The organism is Streptomyces sp. AV19 (genome assembly GCF_015999245.1).
Lineage (GTDB): Bacteria > Actinomycetota > Actinomycetes > Streptomycetales > Streptomycetaceae > Streptomyces.
Genome location: NZ_JAEAMR010000007.1, coordinates 838,559 through 854,592, shown reverse-complemented (window position 1 = coordinate 854,592; position 16,034 = coordinate 838,559). Strand labels below are relative to the sequence as shown.

The window sequence follows — 16,034 nt, the reverse complement described above, 5'->3', positions numbered from 1 at the left end:
AGCGAGTTGGGAGGGTGGGTGGGTGGGTTCAACCTCACCAACCATTCCTTGGAAAGGCGTCTCGGGTCTCGACGCCCGTATCCCGGAGCTCAAGCGTCGGGGACGGCCGCTATGAAAGCGGCCCAGGTGGGGGCGGGGAAGGCGAGTTGGGGAGTGGCCCTGAGCTTCGAGTCCCGGACGTGGACGGCCTCCGCACGAGGACATATCTCCAGGCAGTCGTTCCCCACATTTCCGCTGTAACTCGACTTGTGCCAGGCAGGTTCGGCTCTCACAGTTCCTCCAGCACCTCTTTGATGAACCTGATCGAGTCGGCGACACTCAGCGCCTTCGCCCGAAGCATGCCGTACCGCTACGTCAGGTTGCCGACCGTCTCCACTCCGGTGTGCATCACATGGGTCTCCTGACCTTCCACATACCCGAAGTGCTCGTGATCCTCCGTCTCAAGGAGGACGAATGGGCCGCCCAGTCCCCCATGGCCCAACGGGATGGGCAGCACCTGGATCAGGACGTTGGGAAGCGCCGATGCGTCGAGAAGTCGCAGCAACTGCCGCTTCATCACCATCGGTCCGCCGACGCCCATGCGCAGAGCGCACTCGTGAATCACGAAGTTGAAGACCGCGAGCGGCTTACTCGTGACCTTCGCCTGCCGCTGCATTCGTCCCGCCACACGCTGCTCGATCACCTCGTCATCCACGGGCGGCCAGGCCGTACTCATCAAGGCCCGTGCGTATTCCTCGGTCTGCAGCAAACCGGGGATGTGCATCGTCTGGTAGGAGGACACAGCGACCGCCTGGGCCTCCGCGTCCACGAACACCTTGGCGTCCGGCTCGTACGGCTCCGGCATCAGGTACCCCAGCGCCGCGAGCAACATCCCCTGCGCCCCGCACAGTTCGTCCGCGACCTGGAGCAGGCGCGGCGTCGGACGCCGTCTCCCCTGCTCCATCGCCTTCACGGTCTCGATCGTGTAGTTGGCCTCCTTGGCCAGCTCCTCCCGGCTCACCCCGGCCCGGAAGCGCCAGAGCTTGACCTGATTGCCGCAGTAGCGCCACGTGGGCGGGAGCTTGCCAATCCGTCCTGCTGTCATGGCGCGGAGGGTACGCGCGGGCCGCCCCCGCCCCGTGCGGCAAGCGGCCGGGTTCCCGCTCTTGAGTGAACGTACGGCGGGCCGCTGCCCGGTGGGGCGGCATTGCGCTCTGTCAACCAACCGTTTCGTCTCGGGCCCTTCGGGCCCAAAGAGGCGGGCTACGGCGACGGAGGGGGCCGGGCCGATGCACGTTGCCGAGCGCGGGACACGGGACACGGCAGCAGCTTGGCCCGCCCCCTGCTTGCGGGCGATTTGGTGCGCGAGGGCGCCGGGCACCCGGGGTCCGCCGCACCATTTCGCCCGCAATTGCATATTCAACGACCACACGGCCACCGCACTGCGCGGCAGGCTCAGCCCTCTCCGCCAGACACCCCCCGGCCCGCACCCGCGAGCCGGCCCCGGCCCTCCCCCCTCCCGTAGCCGGCCATCTTTGGGCCCGAAGGGCCCGAGACGAAAGGGGAAGCCGGCCAAGCACCATGCCGCCCCACCCACCCTCATCCACGCCCGCCCCCACGAATGTCCGCCCTGGGTGATGCCTTGGGGGATGCCCCGGAAGCCCCGGGAACCCTGGAAGCCCTAGGAGCCCTAGGAGCCCTAGGAGCCCCCGAAGCCTTCGGACCCCCCGGAGCCTTCGAGGCTCTCGGAGCTCCGGTCGCACCAGAAGCCCCGCCAGCTCTACCACCCCCGCCACCCCCACCACCCCCGGAAACCCTGGAAGCTCCAGGGGCTCTGTACGGGCCGGAGGCGCTCGGCACGACCGGAGCGCTCGGCGCACCGGGAGCCCTCGTCGCGCTGGAACCGGTGGAGGCGCTGGAAGCGCCCGGGGCACCGGACACCCCCGGAGTCCCCGAGGCCGGGCGGCGGTTGCCGCCGCCACCCCCCACCACCTCCGTCAGGTGCGCGTACACCACCACATTCCCCAGATACGCCCGCTCCTCCTCCGAGAAGCCGCCCCCGCACGTGATCACCCTCAACTCCGGCCGCCCGGAGGCTCCGTACACCTTCCGTGACGGGAAGTCGTCCCGCCCGTACACCTCGATCGCGTCGATCGTGAAGACGGCGGTGCGGCCGTCGACGCGCACGACCTCCACCGAGTTGCCCTTCTTCAGGGCGCCGAGGTTGTAGAAGACGGCCGGGCCGTCCGGGGTGTCGACGTGCCCCGCCACGACCGCCGTACCGATGGCGCCCGGGCGCGTACCCGCCGCGTACCAGCCCGCGATATTGCGGTCGTTGACCGGCGGGGTCGCCAACGACCCGTCCGGGAGCAGCCGGAGACCGAGCAGCGGCGCGTCGACGCGTATCTCGGGTATGCGCAGGCGCACCGGGGTCGCGGGCGGCAGCGGCCGGACCAGGGACTCGCGGTGGCGCGGTGTGAGCGCGCCGTGGGAGGCGAACGCCTCCGAGGGCGACGGCTGGGGCGGCGGCGCGGGGGCCCTCGCGCCGGTGTCCATGAGCCAGGTTCCGGTGAAGGCGCCGGCCGCGAGGAGCAGAGCCGCTGCGGTGACACGTGTGAAAGGCATCGGAGTCAGTCCTCCGCGGAGCGGGGCCCGGTTCCCGGCCGCCGCGGCGGCCGGGAACCGGAACCGCTCAGGCCCGGCCGCCGCCCGAGCGGCGACGCAGGAACAGCGTCCCGCCCACCGCCGCGGTGGCCAGGACCGCCGCCCCGGCGATGATCTCGGACGTTCCCGAGCCCTCGCTGGTGCCGCCGGCGCCGGTCTTCACCGGCCCCTTGGGGGGACTGACCGCCTTGCCCGGCATGCTCGGCGCGGCGCTGGGCTTGCCCGAACCGCCGGTGCCGACGACCACGTCACCCGTGGCCTCCTTGCCGTTCTTGCACTTGACCCCGATGCCGTACGTACCGGCCTTCGCCACATCGGGGATCTTGAACTGGCCGATCACCAGCTCCTTATGGGTCTCCGGCTTGAGCTGGAACGCGGAGGGACCTCCCACCGCACTGGCATCACCCGTACCGACGCCCTGCTTGCCGCAGGCGAGGGTGCTCACCGTGACCGTCGCGCCCGATGTGGCGGCACTCGGTTCGATCTCCAGCTTCTCGAAGTCCCCGGCGAAGGCGGGGGCGCAGGGCAGCCCGGCCACGGCTATGGTCAGGACGGCGCCGGCCAGCACTCGTGCAGTACGCATGCTCGTTCCTCCGTGCGCGCGGACGCGGCACACCGATGTGCCGCAGCAGGTGGGAGGTTCCGCGCACTTCGAGCGAACCGGCGTTCCGCACCCACCGCACGTCACGCGCGGTCGAACGGGTGATCAGCGCGCCAGATCGTCCGGGCAGCCCGTGCCGCGCGGCAGCTTGTACGGCGCGCCGATCCGGTACGTGCCGGCGTGCGGCGCGTGGAGGACCGTCCAGTCGTCCTCGGGCCGGTCGTCCCCGGCCGCCTGGTCGATCCGCTTCGTCAGACAGCCCAGCTCGTTGACCGGCGGTTCGCCGTTCGGCCCGGCCTTCGGCGGCTCGACCGGCTTGCCGGCCTCGTCCACCAGGCCCAGCCAGGGCGTGTACGGGATGCGGATGAGCACCGGCCCGGCGGACTTCACGCTGATCGTCAGCTCGTCCGAGTCGGCCCGCAGTACCTCCGCCGGGGCCGCGGCGAGCGGCGTGGGGTTCTTGACCGCGTACAGCCGCCAGTTGGCGTCCGACCAGACCTGCTGCAGGTAGGGCTGGCCCTTGGCGACGAGCTCGGCCTCCTTGACGGCGGCGTGGTCCGGTTCGTCGGTCGGCAGGACGACGTAGTGGACCGCCCAGCGGTCGAGCCAGTCGCGGTAGCTCCCCGGGGTGAGCAGGCCCTCCTTGTAGAAGAGCGGGTTCCGCTTCATGTCGGCCTGCCGGTTCCAGCCCCGGGCCAGGTTGACGTGCGGGGCCAGCGCGGACGCCTCGCGGTGGCTGCGGGCGGGGACGACCTCGACCCGGCCGCGCCCGGCGTCCAGCTTCTGGAGCCGGTCCACGAGCGGGGCCATCTCGCGCGCCCAGGACGCGGCGGGGGTGGTGTGAATGATGTCGGCGGTGGAGTTGGCGCCCTGCCAGATCGTGATCGTGGCGACGGCCAGGACGGTCGCGGTCCACTTGCGGCCGGTGCGCAGCCACTCCGAGCGCGGCGGGGTCCTCTGCTCCTGGAGCGCGGCGAGGAGGACCACGCCGCCGAAGACCATGCCGAGGCGCGAGATGTTGGTGCCGATCTGCGAGGGGATGAGCCAGACCAGCAGCACGCCGACCACGTACAGACCGGCCGCTATGCGCACGATCCGCCACTCCTTCGGCGTGAAGGCCAGCGCGAAGACCCCGCTCAGCAGCGGCAGGATCACCGACGCGACCGACATCGGCTGCTGCCCGGAGAACGGGAAGAGCCACGCCGACAGGCCGACCACCACGACCGGGGTGACCCCCAGCGCGTACGCCGCCGGCCGCCGCTTGCCCAGCCACAGGGCGGCGGCGACGAAGCCCACGTACAGGCCCGCGACCGGGCTGGACGCCGTCGCGAGGGCGGCCATCAGGGCCGCGAGACCCGCCCGGAGCCAGCGCCGTCTGCGCTCGGCGCGCCACTGCGACGGCCAGGCGAAGACCATGGCGACGGCGGCCAGGCCGAACATCACGCCGAGCGCGAAGGTCACCCGCCCGGAGATCGCGTTGCAGAAGATCGCGAACGCGCCGTAGAGGGACGGCCACAGCGGCCGCCGCACCGCGCGGCTGCGCACCACGAGGAGGGCGATCAGCCCGGCCGAGACGGTGCCCGCGATCATCATCGTCGGGCGCACGCCGAGCTGGGCCATCAGGTACGGCGAGATCGCGCTGTACGAGACGGGGTGCATGCCGCCGTACCAGGCGAGGTTATACGCCGAGGCGGGGTGCTGGAGGGCGAACTCGGCCCAGGCGTCCTGGGCCGCGAGGTCACCGCCGCTGTTGGCGAAGACGAACCGCCAGACGACGTGGAGCACCGCGGCCACGAACAACGTGACGGGCACGGTGCCGGTCAGCGCCGCGCGGATCCCCGGCCATGACGAAGGGGCGCCCGGCACTGTCCGTGCGGCGCCTGCCCTGTCCTGTTCTTCCGGTTTGCCGGCCCGCGCCGGGCCCACGGTGGTCACTGCGGTTTCTCCCCGTCCTCCCCGAGGTGGTCCCCCATTTTCACGCATTCCCCCGGTGCCCCGGAGTGTCCGGGGTCACGGTCCGGCCCTCGGGGGCCGCCGCGCGTGAACCCCGCGACGCTAGCACGGGCCGTCCGGGGCCGCCCGTGGCCGTGAAACGGCTCCTGGCCCGTACGAGTGGTCGATACGGATCAGGAGCCGGTTCCCGGGCGCCGGGGCGCCGGTCAGCCCAGGCGGGTCAGCTTGGAGCCGAAGGACGGCTCGCTCAGCGCCTTCTGCAGCGCCACCGGGACCTTCACCGCGTCCGGTCCGGACCCGATGAGGAGCTCGCCGACGACGGTGCCTGCCTTGGCCGAGTGCGGCACGGCGGTGTCCTTGGAGCCCTTGGAGCCCTTGGGCTTCAGGGCGAACTTCGCCTTCATGCCGCCCCAGCCGAAGCCCTTGACGTCCTTGGTGGCCACGACCGGGGTCCTGCCGCCGAGCTGGTCGTCCACGTAGCCGACGACCTGGCCCTTCTTGACGACGGTGGCCTGCTGGAGGCCGTTCTGGACGGCGGTCAGCTGCTCGTAGCTGACGTTCTTCGCCATCTTCAGGCTCATCTCGGCGTTGAGGTCGGGACCGCCCTTGAAGTGCTGGTCCATGGTGGCGCCGACGATCAGCAGCTCCTCGCCGCCGATCCGCTTGCGGGCCGCCCACATCAGAGCGCCGCCGGCCGGGGTGGAGGAACCCGTCTTGATGCCCAGCACGCCGGTGTGCTTGATCAGCAGGTCGTCGATGTTGCTGTTGATCGAGCCGTTGAGACCGTCGATCGGGGTGTTGGGCTTGGTCGTGATGTTGCGGATGACCGGGTCCTTGATCACCCGCTCGGCCAGCCGTACCTGGTCGACCGCGGTACTGACCGTGGTCTTGTTGAGGCCGCTGGGGTCGGTGTACGTGGTGTTCTTCATGCCGAGGTCCTTGGCGACGGCGTTCATCTTCTTGACGAACTCCGCCTCCGACCCGGCGTCCCAGCGGCCCAGCAGCCGGGCGATGTTGTTGCCCGACGGGATCAGCAGCATCTGGAGCATGTCGTACTCCGAGAACTTCTGCCCGGCCTTCAGCCCCCGGATCGCCGACTCGTCCTTGGCCTTCCCCTCCTGCTCCGCCTTCGGGTCGACCGTGATCTGCGGACCCTGCTCGGGCTTGTCCGGGCCCTGCATCTTCAGCGGGTGGTCGCGCAGGATGATGTACGCCGTCATGACCTTGGCCATGGAGGCCGTCGGCACGGGCTTCTGCTCGCCGTAGGTGCCCAGGTCGCCGACGCCGAGCACCTTGGCGGCGGACTGGCCCTCCCCGGGCCACTTCATGTCGAACTTCTCGCCGCCGAAGGTGTAGGCGGCCTGCTTGCCGAGCGACAGCTGCGCGTCCGGCAGCGGCCGGAACGCCTGCACCACGCAGAAGACGATCAGCAGCAGGACCGCTATCGGCGTGTAGATCTTCAGGCGCCGGACGGTGCTGCGCACCGGGGTGTCCGGCGGCGGCGGGGTGTTGGTCAGCTGGGCCAGGAGGTCGAGCGGTCTCGGCTGCCCGCCCTCCGGACCGTCCGGCGCCGGCGTCTGCTTCGTCGGCTCGGCCTCGGCCGGACCGGCCGGCTCCTGGGGGCGCTCGGCGGGGGCCGCGGGGGCCGGCGGGGCGACCTTGACGGGCACGGCGGGCCGGGGCGGCTTCGGGGGCGCGACCGGCGCGTCGTCCGACTTGAGCGGGACGAAGCGGCTCGCGCGCTCGTCGCCGGTGGGCGCGCCCTTGGGCGGCGCGGCCGGGGTCTTGACCTCGGGGGTCTTGACCTGCGGCGCCTTGATCAGGGCCGTGGGCTGGTCGCCGGGGTCGGGCTCGGCGGAGTCCGCCTTCGCGGGGGCCTTGGCCTTGGCGGGCTTCGGCGCGTCGGCGGCGGCGGGCGCCTTCAGCAGCGCGGTCGGCTGGTCGGCCGAGGCGCCGGCCGAGGCCGTCCTCGCCCCGGCGGGCGCGGTCGCGACGGACTTCATGTCCGCCTCGGAATCCGCCTCCGGCTCCGCCGGCTTCGGCGCTTCGATGACCGGCGCCTTCAGCAACGCGGTCGGCTGGTCCGCGGAGGACTCCGCCGAGCGGTCCGCGCGGGACGCCTCCGGGCGCGGCGTGGAGGCGTCCCCGATCGTCTCGGGCGCGTCCTCGTCCGCACCGGCCACCCACGAGGCCACGGCGGCCTTCAACCGGGCGTCGCCGGCCGAGGTGTCGGCGCCCTTCGGGCGGGCGTCGCCGGGCGCGGCGGCGTCCGGCGCGCCATCCTTCGGACGGTCGCCTTCCGCTTCCTCCCGCTCCGCGGGCTTTGCATCCGCATCGGATCCGGCGTCCGCCGGGCGGACCCCGTCCCGCTCCTCACGGGCGGCGTCGTGCCGCGTCCGCGCCGCGGCGTCCGACTCCGCCGGTGCCTTCCGCGCACCGAGCCGCGGGTCGTGCTCGCCAGCCGTCTCCCCCGACGGCTTCCCCTGCTCAGACTTGTCGGGGGACTCGCCCGCCACCGATGCCTCCTCGATTCCCGCGCCGTACGCCGAGGCGGGGCGGCCAGCGCCCCGCTTCCCGGACATTCTCAACGTCTACCAGTGTCCTCTGCCGTCGGCGTGCCAGCGCGCGACCGCCCGTCAAGCGGCTTCCACGGCTTCACCCATGTGCAAGACGAGACGACATACCTACCGGTTCCCACCCGAAGCCACCACGCACTCTCGACAGACCAATGTGAGAGGGGTCACCCTGTCACTCATCCACGCGGGGAGGCATGGATGGGCAGGAGCCGCAGAACAATTCCGGAGGAGCTTCTGCTGCTCGCCTTGGACCCGGCCACCGGGACCACGGCGCAGCCGCAGTCGCTCGACCTCGGTCTCGCCGGAGCCCAGCTAGTGGAGCTGGCTCTGGCCGGACGGATAGCCCCTGACGGGGATCGTATCGCCGTGGTGATGCCACGGCCCACAGGAGATCCGACCCTGGACTCCGCGCTCGAACTGCTGCGCCGCCGCGGCAGCCCGGTCCGCGCGGTGCACTGGATCGGCGGACCCCGCCTGGGGCTGCGTCAGACGTATCTCACCCACCTGGAGCGGTGCGGCATGGTGCACGCCGTCGCCGGCCAGATGTGCGGGGTGCTGCCGACCACCCGTTACCAGGCGACCGAAACGGCCATCAGCCGGGAGATCAGGGCCCGGCTCGACAGCGCGATCCGCACCGGCGTCCCGCCGGACCCGCGGACCGCGGCACTGGCCGCGCTGGCCCACGCGGTCGGCCTGGGCAAGCACCTGTACCCGGGCAACGAGGGCCGCTCGTCCAGGTCCCGGCTGCGGGACCTGATCCGGCACGACCCGATGGGCGGGCTCGTGGCGCACGCCGTGCTCGACGTGCAGAACGGGGTGGCCCAGCCGCGCCGGTCCCAGGCGGTGGCCGGCGGCGGGAACGGCGGCCCGGGGCGCCGGAAGGCGTCCGTCCGGGGCGCGGTGGCGTCTGCTGAAACCGTTCCTCAGTCCGTGGCGCCCCATGGCGGGGTGATGGCCCGCGCGGCGGCCTCGTGAGGCCGTGGCAGCCGGCCGCCCGGCTCCGGAGGGGATTTCCCCGGCGGAACGCCCTCCGGCGACGGAACGCTTTCCGGTGACGCGCGGAACCGGGTGACGCGGTGACATGAGTGACCCGGTCGCCCGGTGGGGCGGAAAGCGGTGACCCGGCCGCGCCGGGCCGCGGGGGACGGTGCGGCCGTCCCCCGCCCCGGCATGCCGTGCCCGCCCGACGACCCGTGCGCGGGGCGGTGGTCCGGCCGCCGTCCCGCGCAGGCGCGCCCGCGTCCGTACGGACCCGCGCGCCGACGTGACTTCGGTCATCGCGAGAGGACGCTGTGTCGGCATTTTCCAGCGCCGCCCCGGCCGGTGGTGGCAGGCTGCGGGGGCTAGGAGACAGCAGCATGACGGAGCCGGAGGTGCGTCCCGTGGCGTCCAGTGTCAACCCCACCGTAAGGCGGCGCCGATTGGGGCAGGAGCTGCGCAAGCTCCGTGAGCTCAAAGGGATGACGGCCGAGGAGGTGGCCGAGCGGCTCCTGGTGTCGCAGTCGAAGATCAGCCGGCTGGAGAACGGCCGTCGCAGCATCAGCCAGCGCGACGTCCGCGACCTGTGCGGGGTGTACGGGGTCGAGGACCACCGCATCGTCGATTCGCTGATGCAGATGGCCAAAGAGTCACGCCAGCAAGGCTGGTGGCATGCCTTCGGCGACATTCCGTACAGCGTCTACATCGGTCTGGAGACCGACGCGGCCTCGCTGCGGATCTACGAGGCGTCGCTCATCCCCGGCCTGCTCCAGACCCCGGGGTACGCCAGCGCCGTCACCGAGGGCTCGTGGCCGGAGGCGACCGCCGGCGAGGTCGAGCGGCGCGTGCAGGTGCGGATGCGGCGCCAGGAGCGGATCACCGACCCGGTCAACCCGCTGCGCCTGTGGGCGGTCATCGACGAGTCGGCGCTGCGGCGCATCGTCGGCAACCGGGCCATCATGTGCGAACAGCTGGAGCACCTCGTCGAGTTCAGCCTCCAGCCGCACATCACCGTGCAGATCCTGCCGTACGACGTGGGCGCGCATCCGGGGATGTACGGCAAGTTCTGCATCCTGGAGTTCCACGACCCGCAGGATGCCAGCACGGTCTACCTGGAGGGCATCACCAGCGACCTGTACCTGGAGAAGCCCAACGACGTGCAGGCGTACAGCGTGATGTACGAGCACCTGCGGATGCAGGCCCTCAACGCCGAGCAGACGCGGCAGTTCCTGCTGAGCGTCGCGGACGAGTACCGCGACTGAGCACCGCCCCGGGAAGCGCCGTCGGCCGAGCACCGCCCCCGGAAAGTGCCGTCTCCGGGACGGCCTCCGCCTGGGGAGGCGGAACGGTACACCTGGTGCCGCGCCACTGGGAAGAGTCGCCTGGAATATGCCATCCGGTCGAGTGAACAGCCAGCTCATCCGGTGATGTTGGCGCGTACCGTCGGTCGCACCTTCGGGAAGCCGGCACCACCCCCGATTGCGACAGGCAGTACTTACACCGGCAGTACTCACAGGCAACGGAGCAACACCATGGCAATTCAGCAGGGCATGTCCACGTGGCGGAAGTCCTCCCACTCCCTCAACGGCGACTGCGTCGAGGTCGCCTCCTTCCTCCTCGGGTCCGTCGCGGTGCGCGACTCCAAGGCCCCGCGCCGCGCCGAGCTCGGCTTCACGCCCGAGGCGTGGGAGGCCTTCATGACGACGGTCACCCCCGGGGCCAAGTGACGCCCTGACCCGACCCCGTCGGCAACGGCGCGTCGGGCGGGCGTGGTTAGGCCCGTCCGGCGTCCGTCCGACGTGGTTCCGCCGGGCGCGGCCCCGGGCCGGGATCAGGCCCGTGGGTACCGCGCCAGCCAGGCGGCCGAGGAGCCGGCCGGGCCGTGCAGCGAGGCGCCCTGCGTCAGCTCCATGGCGAAGTCGTCGGCGAGTTGGAGGATGGTGGCCCGTCCCTCCAGCTCGGCGAGCCACCCGGCGGGCAGCGCGGTCTCCCCGTGCAGCGCGCCGAGGAGGTTGCCGCAGATCGACCCGGTGGAGTCCGAATCCCCGCCGTGGTTGACGGCGAGCAGCAGCCCGTGGCGCACATCCTCGGCGACGAGCGCGCAGTAGACGCCCATGGCCAGGGCCTCCTCCGCCACCCACCCCTGGCCTAGCGACTCCACGCGCTCGGGCGTCGGCAGGCCCTGGCGCACCGCGCCCAGGGCCTGCCGCAGCGCCCGGCTCGTCTCCTCGTGCCCCGGGCGGCCGACGAGCAGGGCCAGGGTCCGCTGAACGGCGGCGTCCAGCGATTCGCCGCGCGCGACGCCGTGGACGATGACCGCGAACGCCCCGGCGGCGAGCGAGCCCGTGGGGTGCCCGTGCGTCTGCACGGCGCATTCCACGGCGAGTTGGAGGACGAGCTCCGGTTCCCAGCCGACCAGGAGCCCGAAGGGGGCCGAGCGCATCACCGCGCCGCACCCCTTGGAGTCGGGATTCCTCGGCTCCTCCAGCGTGCCCATCCGCTCGTCCGCCAGCCCGGACAGGCAGGCGTTCCCGGGGGCCCGCCGGGAGTAGAGCCACTCCTCATGGGCCAGCCAGCCGGCGTCCGGCTCCCGCTCGTCCGGTCCCCAGTCGCGCTGGGTGGCCGCCCACCGCAGGTATGCGCGGTGGACGTCGGTCGGCGGGTGCCAGGCGCCGGCGTCCCGGCGCACCTGGGCCCGTATCAGCCCCTCGGCGGTGAAGAGCGTCATCTGGGTGTCGTCGGTGACGGCGCCCCGCCGGCCGTAGGCCGGGACGTAGTCCTCGACGCCGTGCGGCCCGTGGGCCGAGCGGATCGCCTCCAGGGAGTCGAACTCGATGCCCGCGCCGAGCGCGTCACCGATGGCGCCGCCCAGCAGGCAGCCGCGCACCCGGGCGCGGAAGTCCTGCTGTTCGGCCCGGCCCCACAGGGGCGTCCCCGCACCGACGGTCGTGGTCACGTTCCGGCCTCCCGGCTTCCGACTGGACTCGGTCCTGCTGCGGCTTGCGGTCGGCACAGCACTGTAATCGACCGCCCGTGCGGGCCTACTGGGTTTTGGCCGGTCGCACGGTGTTCATGATCTTGTCGATCTCGGCCTCCGGCAGCGCGTCCGGAACGCCCTGGTCCGCGTAGACGACCCAGCCGTGGAACGTCCCGTCGGGCAGCTTCTGCGCGATGCTCTTGACGATCGCGGTCGGCGGCACGCACTTGCTCGGCCGGTTGGTGACGGTGACCTTGGCGGTCGCCGTGTAGCCCTCGATGCCGTTGTGCTTCCAGGGCGTCGCCTGGCCCACCTGGATCTTCGGCTTGCTGCTGCCGAGCCCTCCGTAGGCCATGACACCCCAGTTGCCCGCCCAGTTGCGGGCGTTCTCCTGGAGCGTGCCGTCCGTGCCGCCGCCGGTGGTGCCGACGGTGGCGAGCTGGCCCTTGCCGGCCTCGCCGAAGGCGTTCGGGTTGGGGTTCGAAGCGCAGCCGCCCTCACGGAAGTTGGCCGTTCCGGTCATCGCGACGACCGGCTTGCCCTTGTCGGCGTACGAGATCATCGTGTCGCCGGGCAGGAGCTTCCACTTGGCGTCCTTGCCGGGGACGTCGTAGCTGAAGCCGTGGCGCTCGTAGGTCTGGGTCTGCCAGCCCTGCGGCACCTGGTGGGCGGATGCGGCCGGGGAGGACGCGGACGCCTCGGGCTTCCCGGGGGCCTGCGGGGCGGCGGAGGCGCCGCCCTTGGCCTCCTGTTGCTCCTTCTTGCCGCCCTCGCCGTCCCCCAGCACATAGAAGAGGCCGCCGCCGATGACGCCCAGCGCGACGACGCCGCCGACGACGGCGAGGAGGGTCTTGTTCTTGCGCGGCGCGGGGGCGGGAGCGGGCGCGCCGTACGGCTGCGGCTGCGGCTGCCCGAACTGCGGCGCGGCGCCGGCACCGTACGCGGGCGGCGGGACGGCACCGGCACCCGCGCCGGGAACGGGCCCCGGAGGCGGCGGCACGGCACCCGCGTTCGCCCCCGGCACAGGGCCCGGCGGCGGAGGGAAGGCACCGGGCACGGGGCCGGGCGGCGGCACGGCACCACCGGCACCCGCGTTGGCGCCCGGGACGGGACCGGGCGGCGGCGGTACGGCGCCCGCGCCCCGGCCCGCGGCCCCGCCCGCCGCCGGCGGAGGCGGCGGCACCGCCGGTCCGCCGACCATCGTCGGCTGCGCATGCCCCGTACCGCCCTCGCCCCACGTCGGCGGCGGGCCGAAGCCGCCCTGGGGAGCGGACGGCGGGCCCGGCTGGGCAGGCGTCTGCTGCTGTCCGTATTGCGGCTGACGGCCTTCCGGGTCGGGCTGATGGGGCTGATGGGGCTGTGGGGGGTTCTGGGGCCAAGACATGCGGGACACCCTATGCGCGGGACCGTCTCCGTCCGATCGAGGCCGGGCGACAGTCCCGCAACACCGGTCGACGACCGGTCAGTCGTTCCCCAGCACCGGCAGCAGTTCCGGAAGGTGGCCGTCCGAAGCGAGGGCCGCCGTCCGGCGCTCCTCCGGCACCTCGCCGTACGCCGTCGTCCGTGGCCGCGACGGACGCCCCGCCGCCTCCGCGATGGCCTCCAGGCCGCGGATCGAGCGGTACGAGCCGTACGAGGAGCCCGCCATGCGGGAGATGGTCTCCTCCATCAGCGTGCCGCCCAGGTCGTTGGCGCCCGAGCGGAGCATCTCCGCCGCACCCTCCGTGCCCAATTTGACCCAACTGGTCTGGATATTGGGGATGTGCGGGTGGAGCAGCAGCCGGGCCATGGCCGTGACCGCCCGGTTGTCGCGCATCGTCGGGCCGGGGCGGGCGATGCCCGCGAGGTAGACGGGGGCGTTGGTGTGGATGAACGGAAGCGTCACGAACTCCGTGAATCCACCGGTCTCCGCCTGAATGCCCGCCAGTGTCCGGAAGTGCCCGAGCCAGTGCCGGGGCTGGTCCACGTGCCCGTACATCATCGTGGACGAGCTGCGGATGCCCAGTTCGTGCGCGGTCTTGATCACCTCGATCCATGTGCTGGTCGGCAGCTTGCCCTTGGTGAGCACCCAGCGGACCTCGTCGTCGAGGATCTCGGCCGCCGTGCCCGGGATCGAGTCGAGCCCGGCCTCCTTCGCCGCGGTCAGCCACTCGCGGATCGAAAGCCCGGTCCGCGTCGCGCCGTTGACGACCTCCATCGGCGAGAAGGCGTGCACGTGCATCCCCGGCACGCGTTCCTTGACCGCCCGCGCGATGTCGAAGTACGCCGTGCCCGGCAGGTCCGGGTGGATGCCGCCCTGCATGCACACCTCGACGGCACCGACGTCCCACGCCTGCTGGGCCCGGTCGGCGACCTGCTCCAGGGAGAGGGTGTAGGCGTCGGCGTCCGTGCGGCGCTGGGCGAAGGCACAGAACCGGCAGCCGGTGTAGCAGACGTTGGTGAAGTTGATGTTCCGCGTGACGATGTACGTCACGTCGTCGCCGGCCACGTCCCGCCGCAGGTCGTCCGCGATCCCGCACAGCGCGTCCAGCGCCGGTCCGTCGGCGTGCAGCAGCACCAGCGCCTCGGCGTCGGTCAGCCGCGTCGGGTCGTCGGCCGCCTGCCGGAGCGCCGTGCGGACGTCGCCGTCCAGCCGCTCGGGGACCATCCCCGGCGCGGCGGCCTCCCGCAGCGCCTCCCAGTCGCCGTAGACCTCGTCGAAGTCGTCCCGCCGGTCAGAGGTGCGGCCCTCGCTGTCGATGGTGCGGTGCAGCTCGGTGCGCCCGGAGGGGACGAAGACCTCCTCGGGCTCCTGCCACGGCAGCCCGCGCACCTCGGCGTCCTCCCGGGCCAGCCCGGTCCCGGGGTCGGCCAGCGCCCGGACGTGCGGCAGCACGCGCGGGTCGAGCCACGGCTCGCCGCGCTTGACGAACTCCGGGTAGATGGCGAGACGTTCCTTCAGGACGAACCCCTCGGCGGCGGACCGCTCGGCGAGTTCCTCGATCTGCGGCCAGGGGCGCTCGGGGTTGACGTGGTCCGGGGTGAGCGGGGAGACCCCGCCCCAGTCGTCGATCCCGGCCCGGATGAGCCGCCCGAACTCGGCGTCCACCAGGTTCGGCGGGGCCTGGAGGCAGGCGGAGGGGCCCATGATGTGCCGGGCGACGGCGACGGTGGCGACGAGGTCGTCCAGCTCCGCGTCCGGCATGCCGCGCATCGCGGTGTCCGGCTTGGCGCGGAAGTTCTGCAGGATGAGCTCCTGGATGCCGTGGTAGGCCCGGGAGACCTTGCGCAGCGCGAACAGCGACTCGGCGCGCTCCTCGTACGTCTCCCCGATCCCCAGCAGGAGTCCGCTGGTCAGCGGCACCGAGCTGCGGCCCGCGTCCTCCAGGTGCCGCAGCCGGACGGCGGGGTCCTTGTCCGGCGAGCCGTAGTGCGGCCCGCCGGGCTCGCTCCACAGCCGGCCGGCCGTGGTCTCCAGCATCAGGCCCATGGACGGCGAGACGGGCTTGAGCCGCTGGAAGTCGGTCCAGGACATGACGCCCGGGTTGAGGTGCGGCAGGAGGCCGGTCTCCTCCAGGATCCGGACGGAGATGGCGCGGACGTACGCGAGGGTGTCGTCGTAGCCGTGCGCGTCCAGCCACTCGCGGGCCTCGGGCCAGCGCTCCTCCGGCTTGTCCCCCAGCGTGATCAGGGCTTCCTTGCAGCCCATCGCGGCCCCGCGGCGGGCGATGTCCAGCACCTCGTCCGGGGACATGAACATCCCCTGGCCCGCCCGCCGGAGCTTGCCGGGGACGGTGACGAAGGTGCAGTAGTGGCACTTGTCGCGGCAGAGGCGGGTGAGCGGGATGAAGACGCTCTTGGAGTAGGTGATGACCCCGGGACGCCCGGCGGCCTCCAGCCCCGCGTCGCGCACCCGCGCGGCCGAGGCGCAGAGGTCCTCCAGGTCCTCCCCCCGGGCCTGCAGAAGGACCGCCGCCTCCGTGACGTCCAGCGCGACGCCGTCACGGGCCCGTTTGAGGGCCCTCCGCATGGAGTTCGCGGTCGGTGCCTCCGGTACGGGAAGTTCCGGTACGGAAGGTTCCGGTACGGGACGTGATGCGCTCGAAGTCATCCCCCGAGCATACGAGCGGGTTGAGGGGATGCCAGGGGAGATCACGCCTGGTTGGTGTGCCACTGGTCACGTTAAGCGGAGGGTCTCTCCGGTAGCGGTGCTCCGCCGCCCGACTGCCCGTCAGGCCCCCGCGGGAGCCCGCGGGATGCCGGGCGCCACCGGGCGCGGCGAAGCCGCATGACAGCGGCCGAGGCGAAGCCGCATGACAGCGGCCGA

12 protein-coding genes are annotated in these 16,034 nt (G+C 72.4%); 3 read left to right on the top strand and 9 right to left on the bottom strand.

The annotated features are described in order from the left end of the window. Nucleotides 1-89: 89 nt before the first annotated feature. The 6 genes from I5Q34_RS13620 to I5Q34_RS13595 form a co-directional block, all read right to left on the bottom strand. Nucleotides 90-272 carry a DUF397 domain-containing protein gene (locus I5Q34_RS13620; protein WP_199892432.1) on the bottom strand — a complete coding sequence of 61 codons (183 nt, stop codon included), beginning with the start codon at nucleotides 270-272 and terminating at the stop codon, nucleotides 90-92. Nucleotides 273-349: 77 nt separating this feature from the next. Further along, the gene (locus tag I5Q34_RS13615) at nucleotides 350-1,084 is read right to left on the bottom strand and encodes a helix-turn-helix transcriptional regulator (protein ID WP_307811673.1); all 735 of its coding nucleotides are present in this window, start codon (nucleotides 1,082-1,084) and stop codon (nucleotides 350-352) included. 494 nt (nucleotides 1,085-1,578) lie between these two features. Further along, nucleotides 1,579-2,604, bottom strand: a complete 1,026-nt coding sequence (locus I5Q34_RS35770; RefSeq protein ID WP_199892431.1) for a class F sortase — start codon at nucleotides 2,602-2,604, stop codon at nucleotides 1,579-1,581. 67 nt (nucleotides 2,605-2,671) lie between these two features. Then, the gene (locus I5Q34_RS13605) at nucleotides 2,672-3,226 is read right to left on the bottom strand and encodes a hypothetical protein (protein WP_199892430.1); all 555 of its coding nucleotides are present in this window, start codon (nucleotides 3,224-3,226) and stop codon (nucleotides 2,672-2,674) included. Nucleotides 3,227-3,349: 123 nt separating this feature from the next. Next, nucleotides 3,350-5,179: an MFS transporter gene (locus I5Q34_RS13600; protein WP_199892429.1), complete on the bottom strand. Its 1,830-nt coding sequence runs from the start codon at nucleotides 5,177-5,179 to the stop codon at nucleotides 3,350-3,352. Between the two features lie 224 nt (nucleotides 5,180-5,403). Further along, nucleotides 5,404-7,779 carry a D-alanyl-D-alanine carboxypeptidase family protein gene (locus tag I5Q34_RS13595; RefSeq protein WP_234428753.1) on the bottom strand — a complete coding sequence of 792 codons (2,376 nt, stop codon included), beginning with the start codon at nucleotides 7,777-7,779 and terminating at the stop codon, nucleotides 5,404-5,406. A gap of 192 nt (nucleotides 7,780-7,971) precedes the next feature. Between I5Q34_RS13595 and I5Q34_RS13590 the strand changes: the two genes are divergently transcribed. The 3 genes from I5Q34_RS13590 (at nucleotide 7,972) to I5Q34_RS13580 (ending at nucleotide 10,478) form a co-directional block, all read left to right on the top strand. Further along, complete coding sequence (locus I5Q34_RS13590; RefSeq protein ID WP_199892428.1) at nucleotides 7,972-8,748, top strand: GPP34 family phosphoprotein; 777 nt, start codon at nucleotides 7,972-7,974, stop codon at nucleotides 8,746-8,748. A gap of 407 nt (nucleotides 8,749-9,155) precedes the next feature. Next, nucleotides 9,156-10,013 (top strand): helix-turn-helix transcriptional regulator, encoded by an 858-nt coding sequence (locus I5Q34_RS13585; RefSeq protein WP_199892943.1) that lies wholly within the window; start codon nucleotides 9,156-9,158, stop codon nucleotides 10,011-10,013. A 270-nt stretch (nucleotides 10,014-10,283) separates the two neighbouring features. Next, nucleotides 10,284-10,478, top strand: coding sequence for a DUF397 domain-containing protein (locus tag I5Q34_RS13580; RefSeq protein ID WP_199892427.1), 195 nt, complete (start codon nucleotides 10,284-10,286; stop codon nucleotides 10,476-10,478). A 104-nt stretch (nucleotides 10,479-10,582) separates the two neighbouring features. Here I5Q34_RS13580 and I5Q34_RS13575 read toward each other — a convergent pair whose 3' ends face one another. The 3 genes from I5Q34_RS13575 to I5Q34_RS13565 all read right to left on the bottom strand — a co-directional run bounded on the left by I5Q34_RS13575 (nucleotide 10,583) and on the right by I5Q34_RS13565 (nucleotide 15,818). After that, complete coding sequence (locus tag I5Q34_RS13575) at nucleotides 10,583-11,707, bottom strand: ADP-ribosylglycohydrolase family protein (RefSeq protein ID WP_199892426.1); 1,125 nt, start codon at nucleotides 11,705-11,707, stop codon at nucleotides 10,583-10,585. 85 nt (nucleotides 11,708-11,792) lie between these two features. After that, complete coding sequence (locus tag I5Q34_RS34665; protein ID WP_234428751.1) at nucleotides 11,793-13,112, bottom strand: hypothetical protein; 1,320 nt, start codon at nucleotides 13,110-13,112, stop codon at nucleotides 11,793-11,795. 78 nt (nucleotides 13,113-13,190) lie between these two features. After that, nucleotides 13,191-15,818, bottom strand: a complete 2,628-nt coding sequence (locus tag I5Q34_RS13565; RefSeq protein WP_199892425.1) for a bifunctional FO biosynthesis protein CofGH — start codon at nucleotides 15,816-15,818, stop codon at nucleotides 13,191-13,193. Nucleotides 15,819-16,034 lie beyond the last annotated feature (216 nt).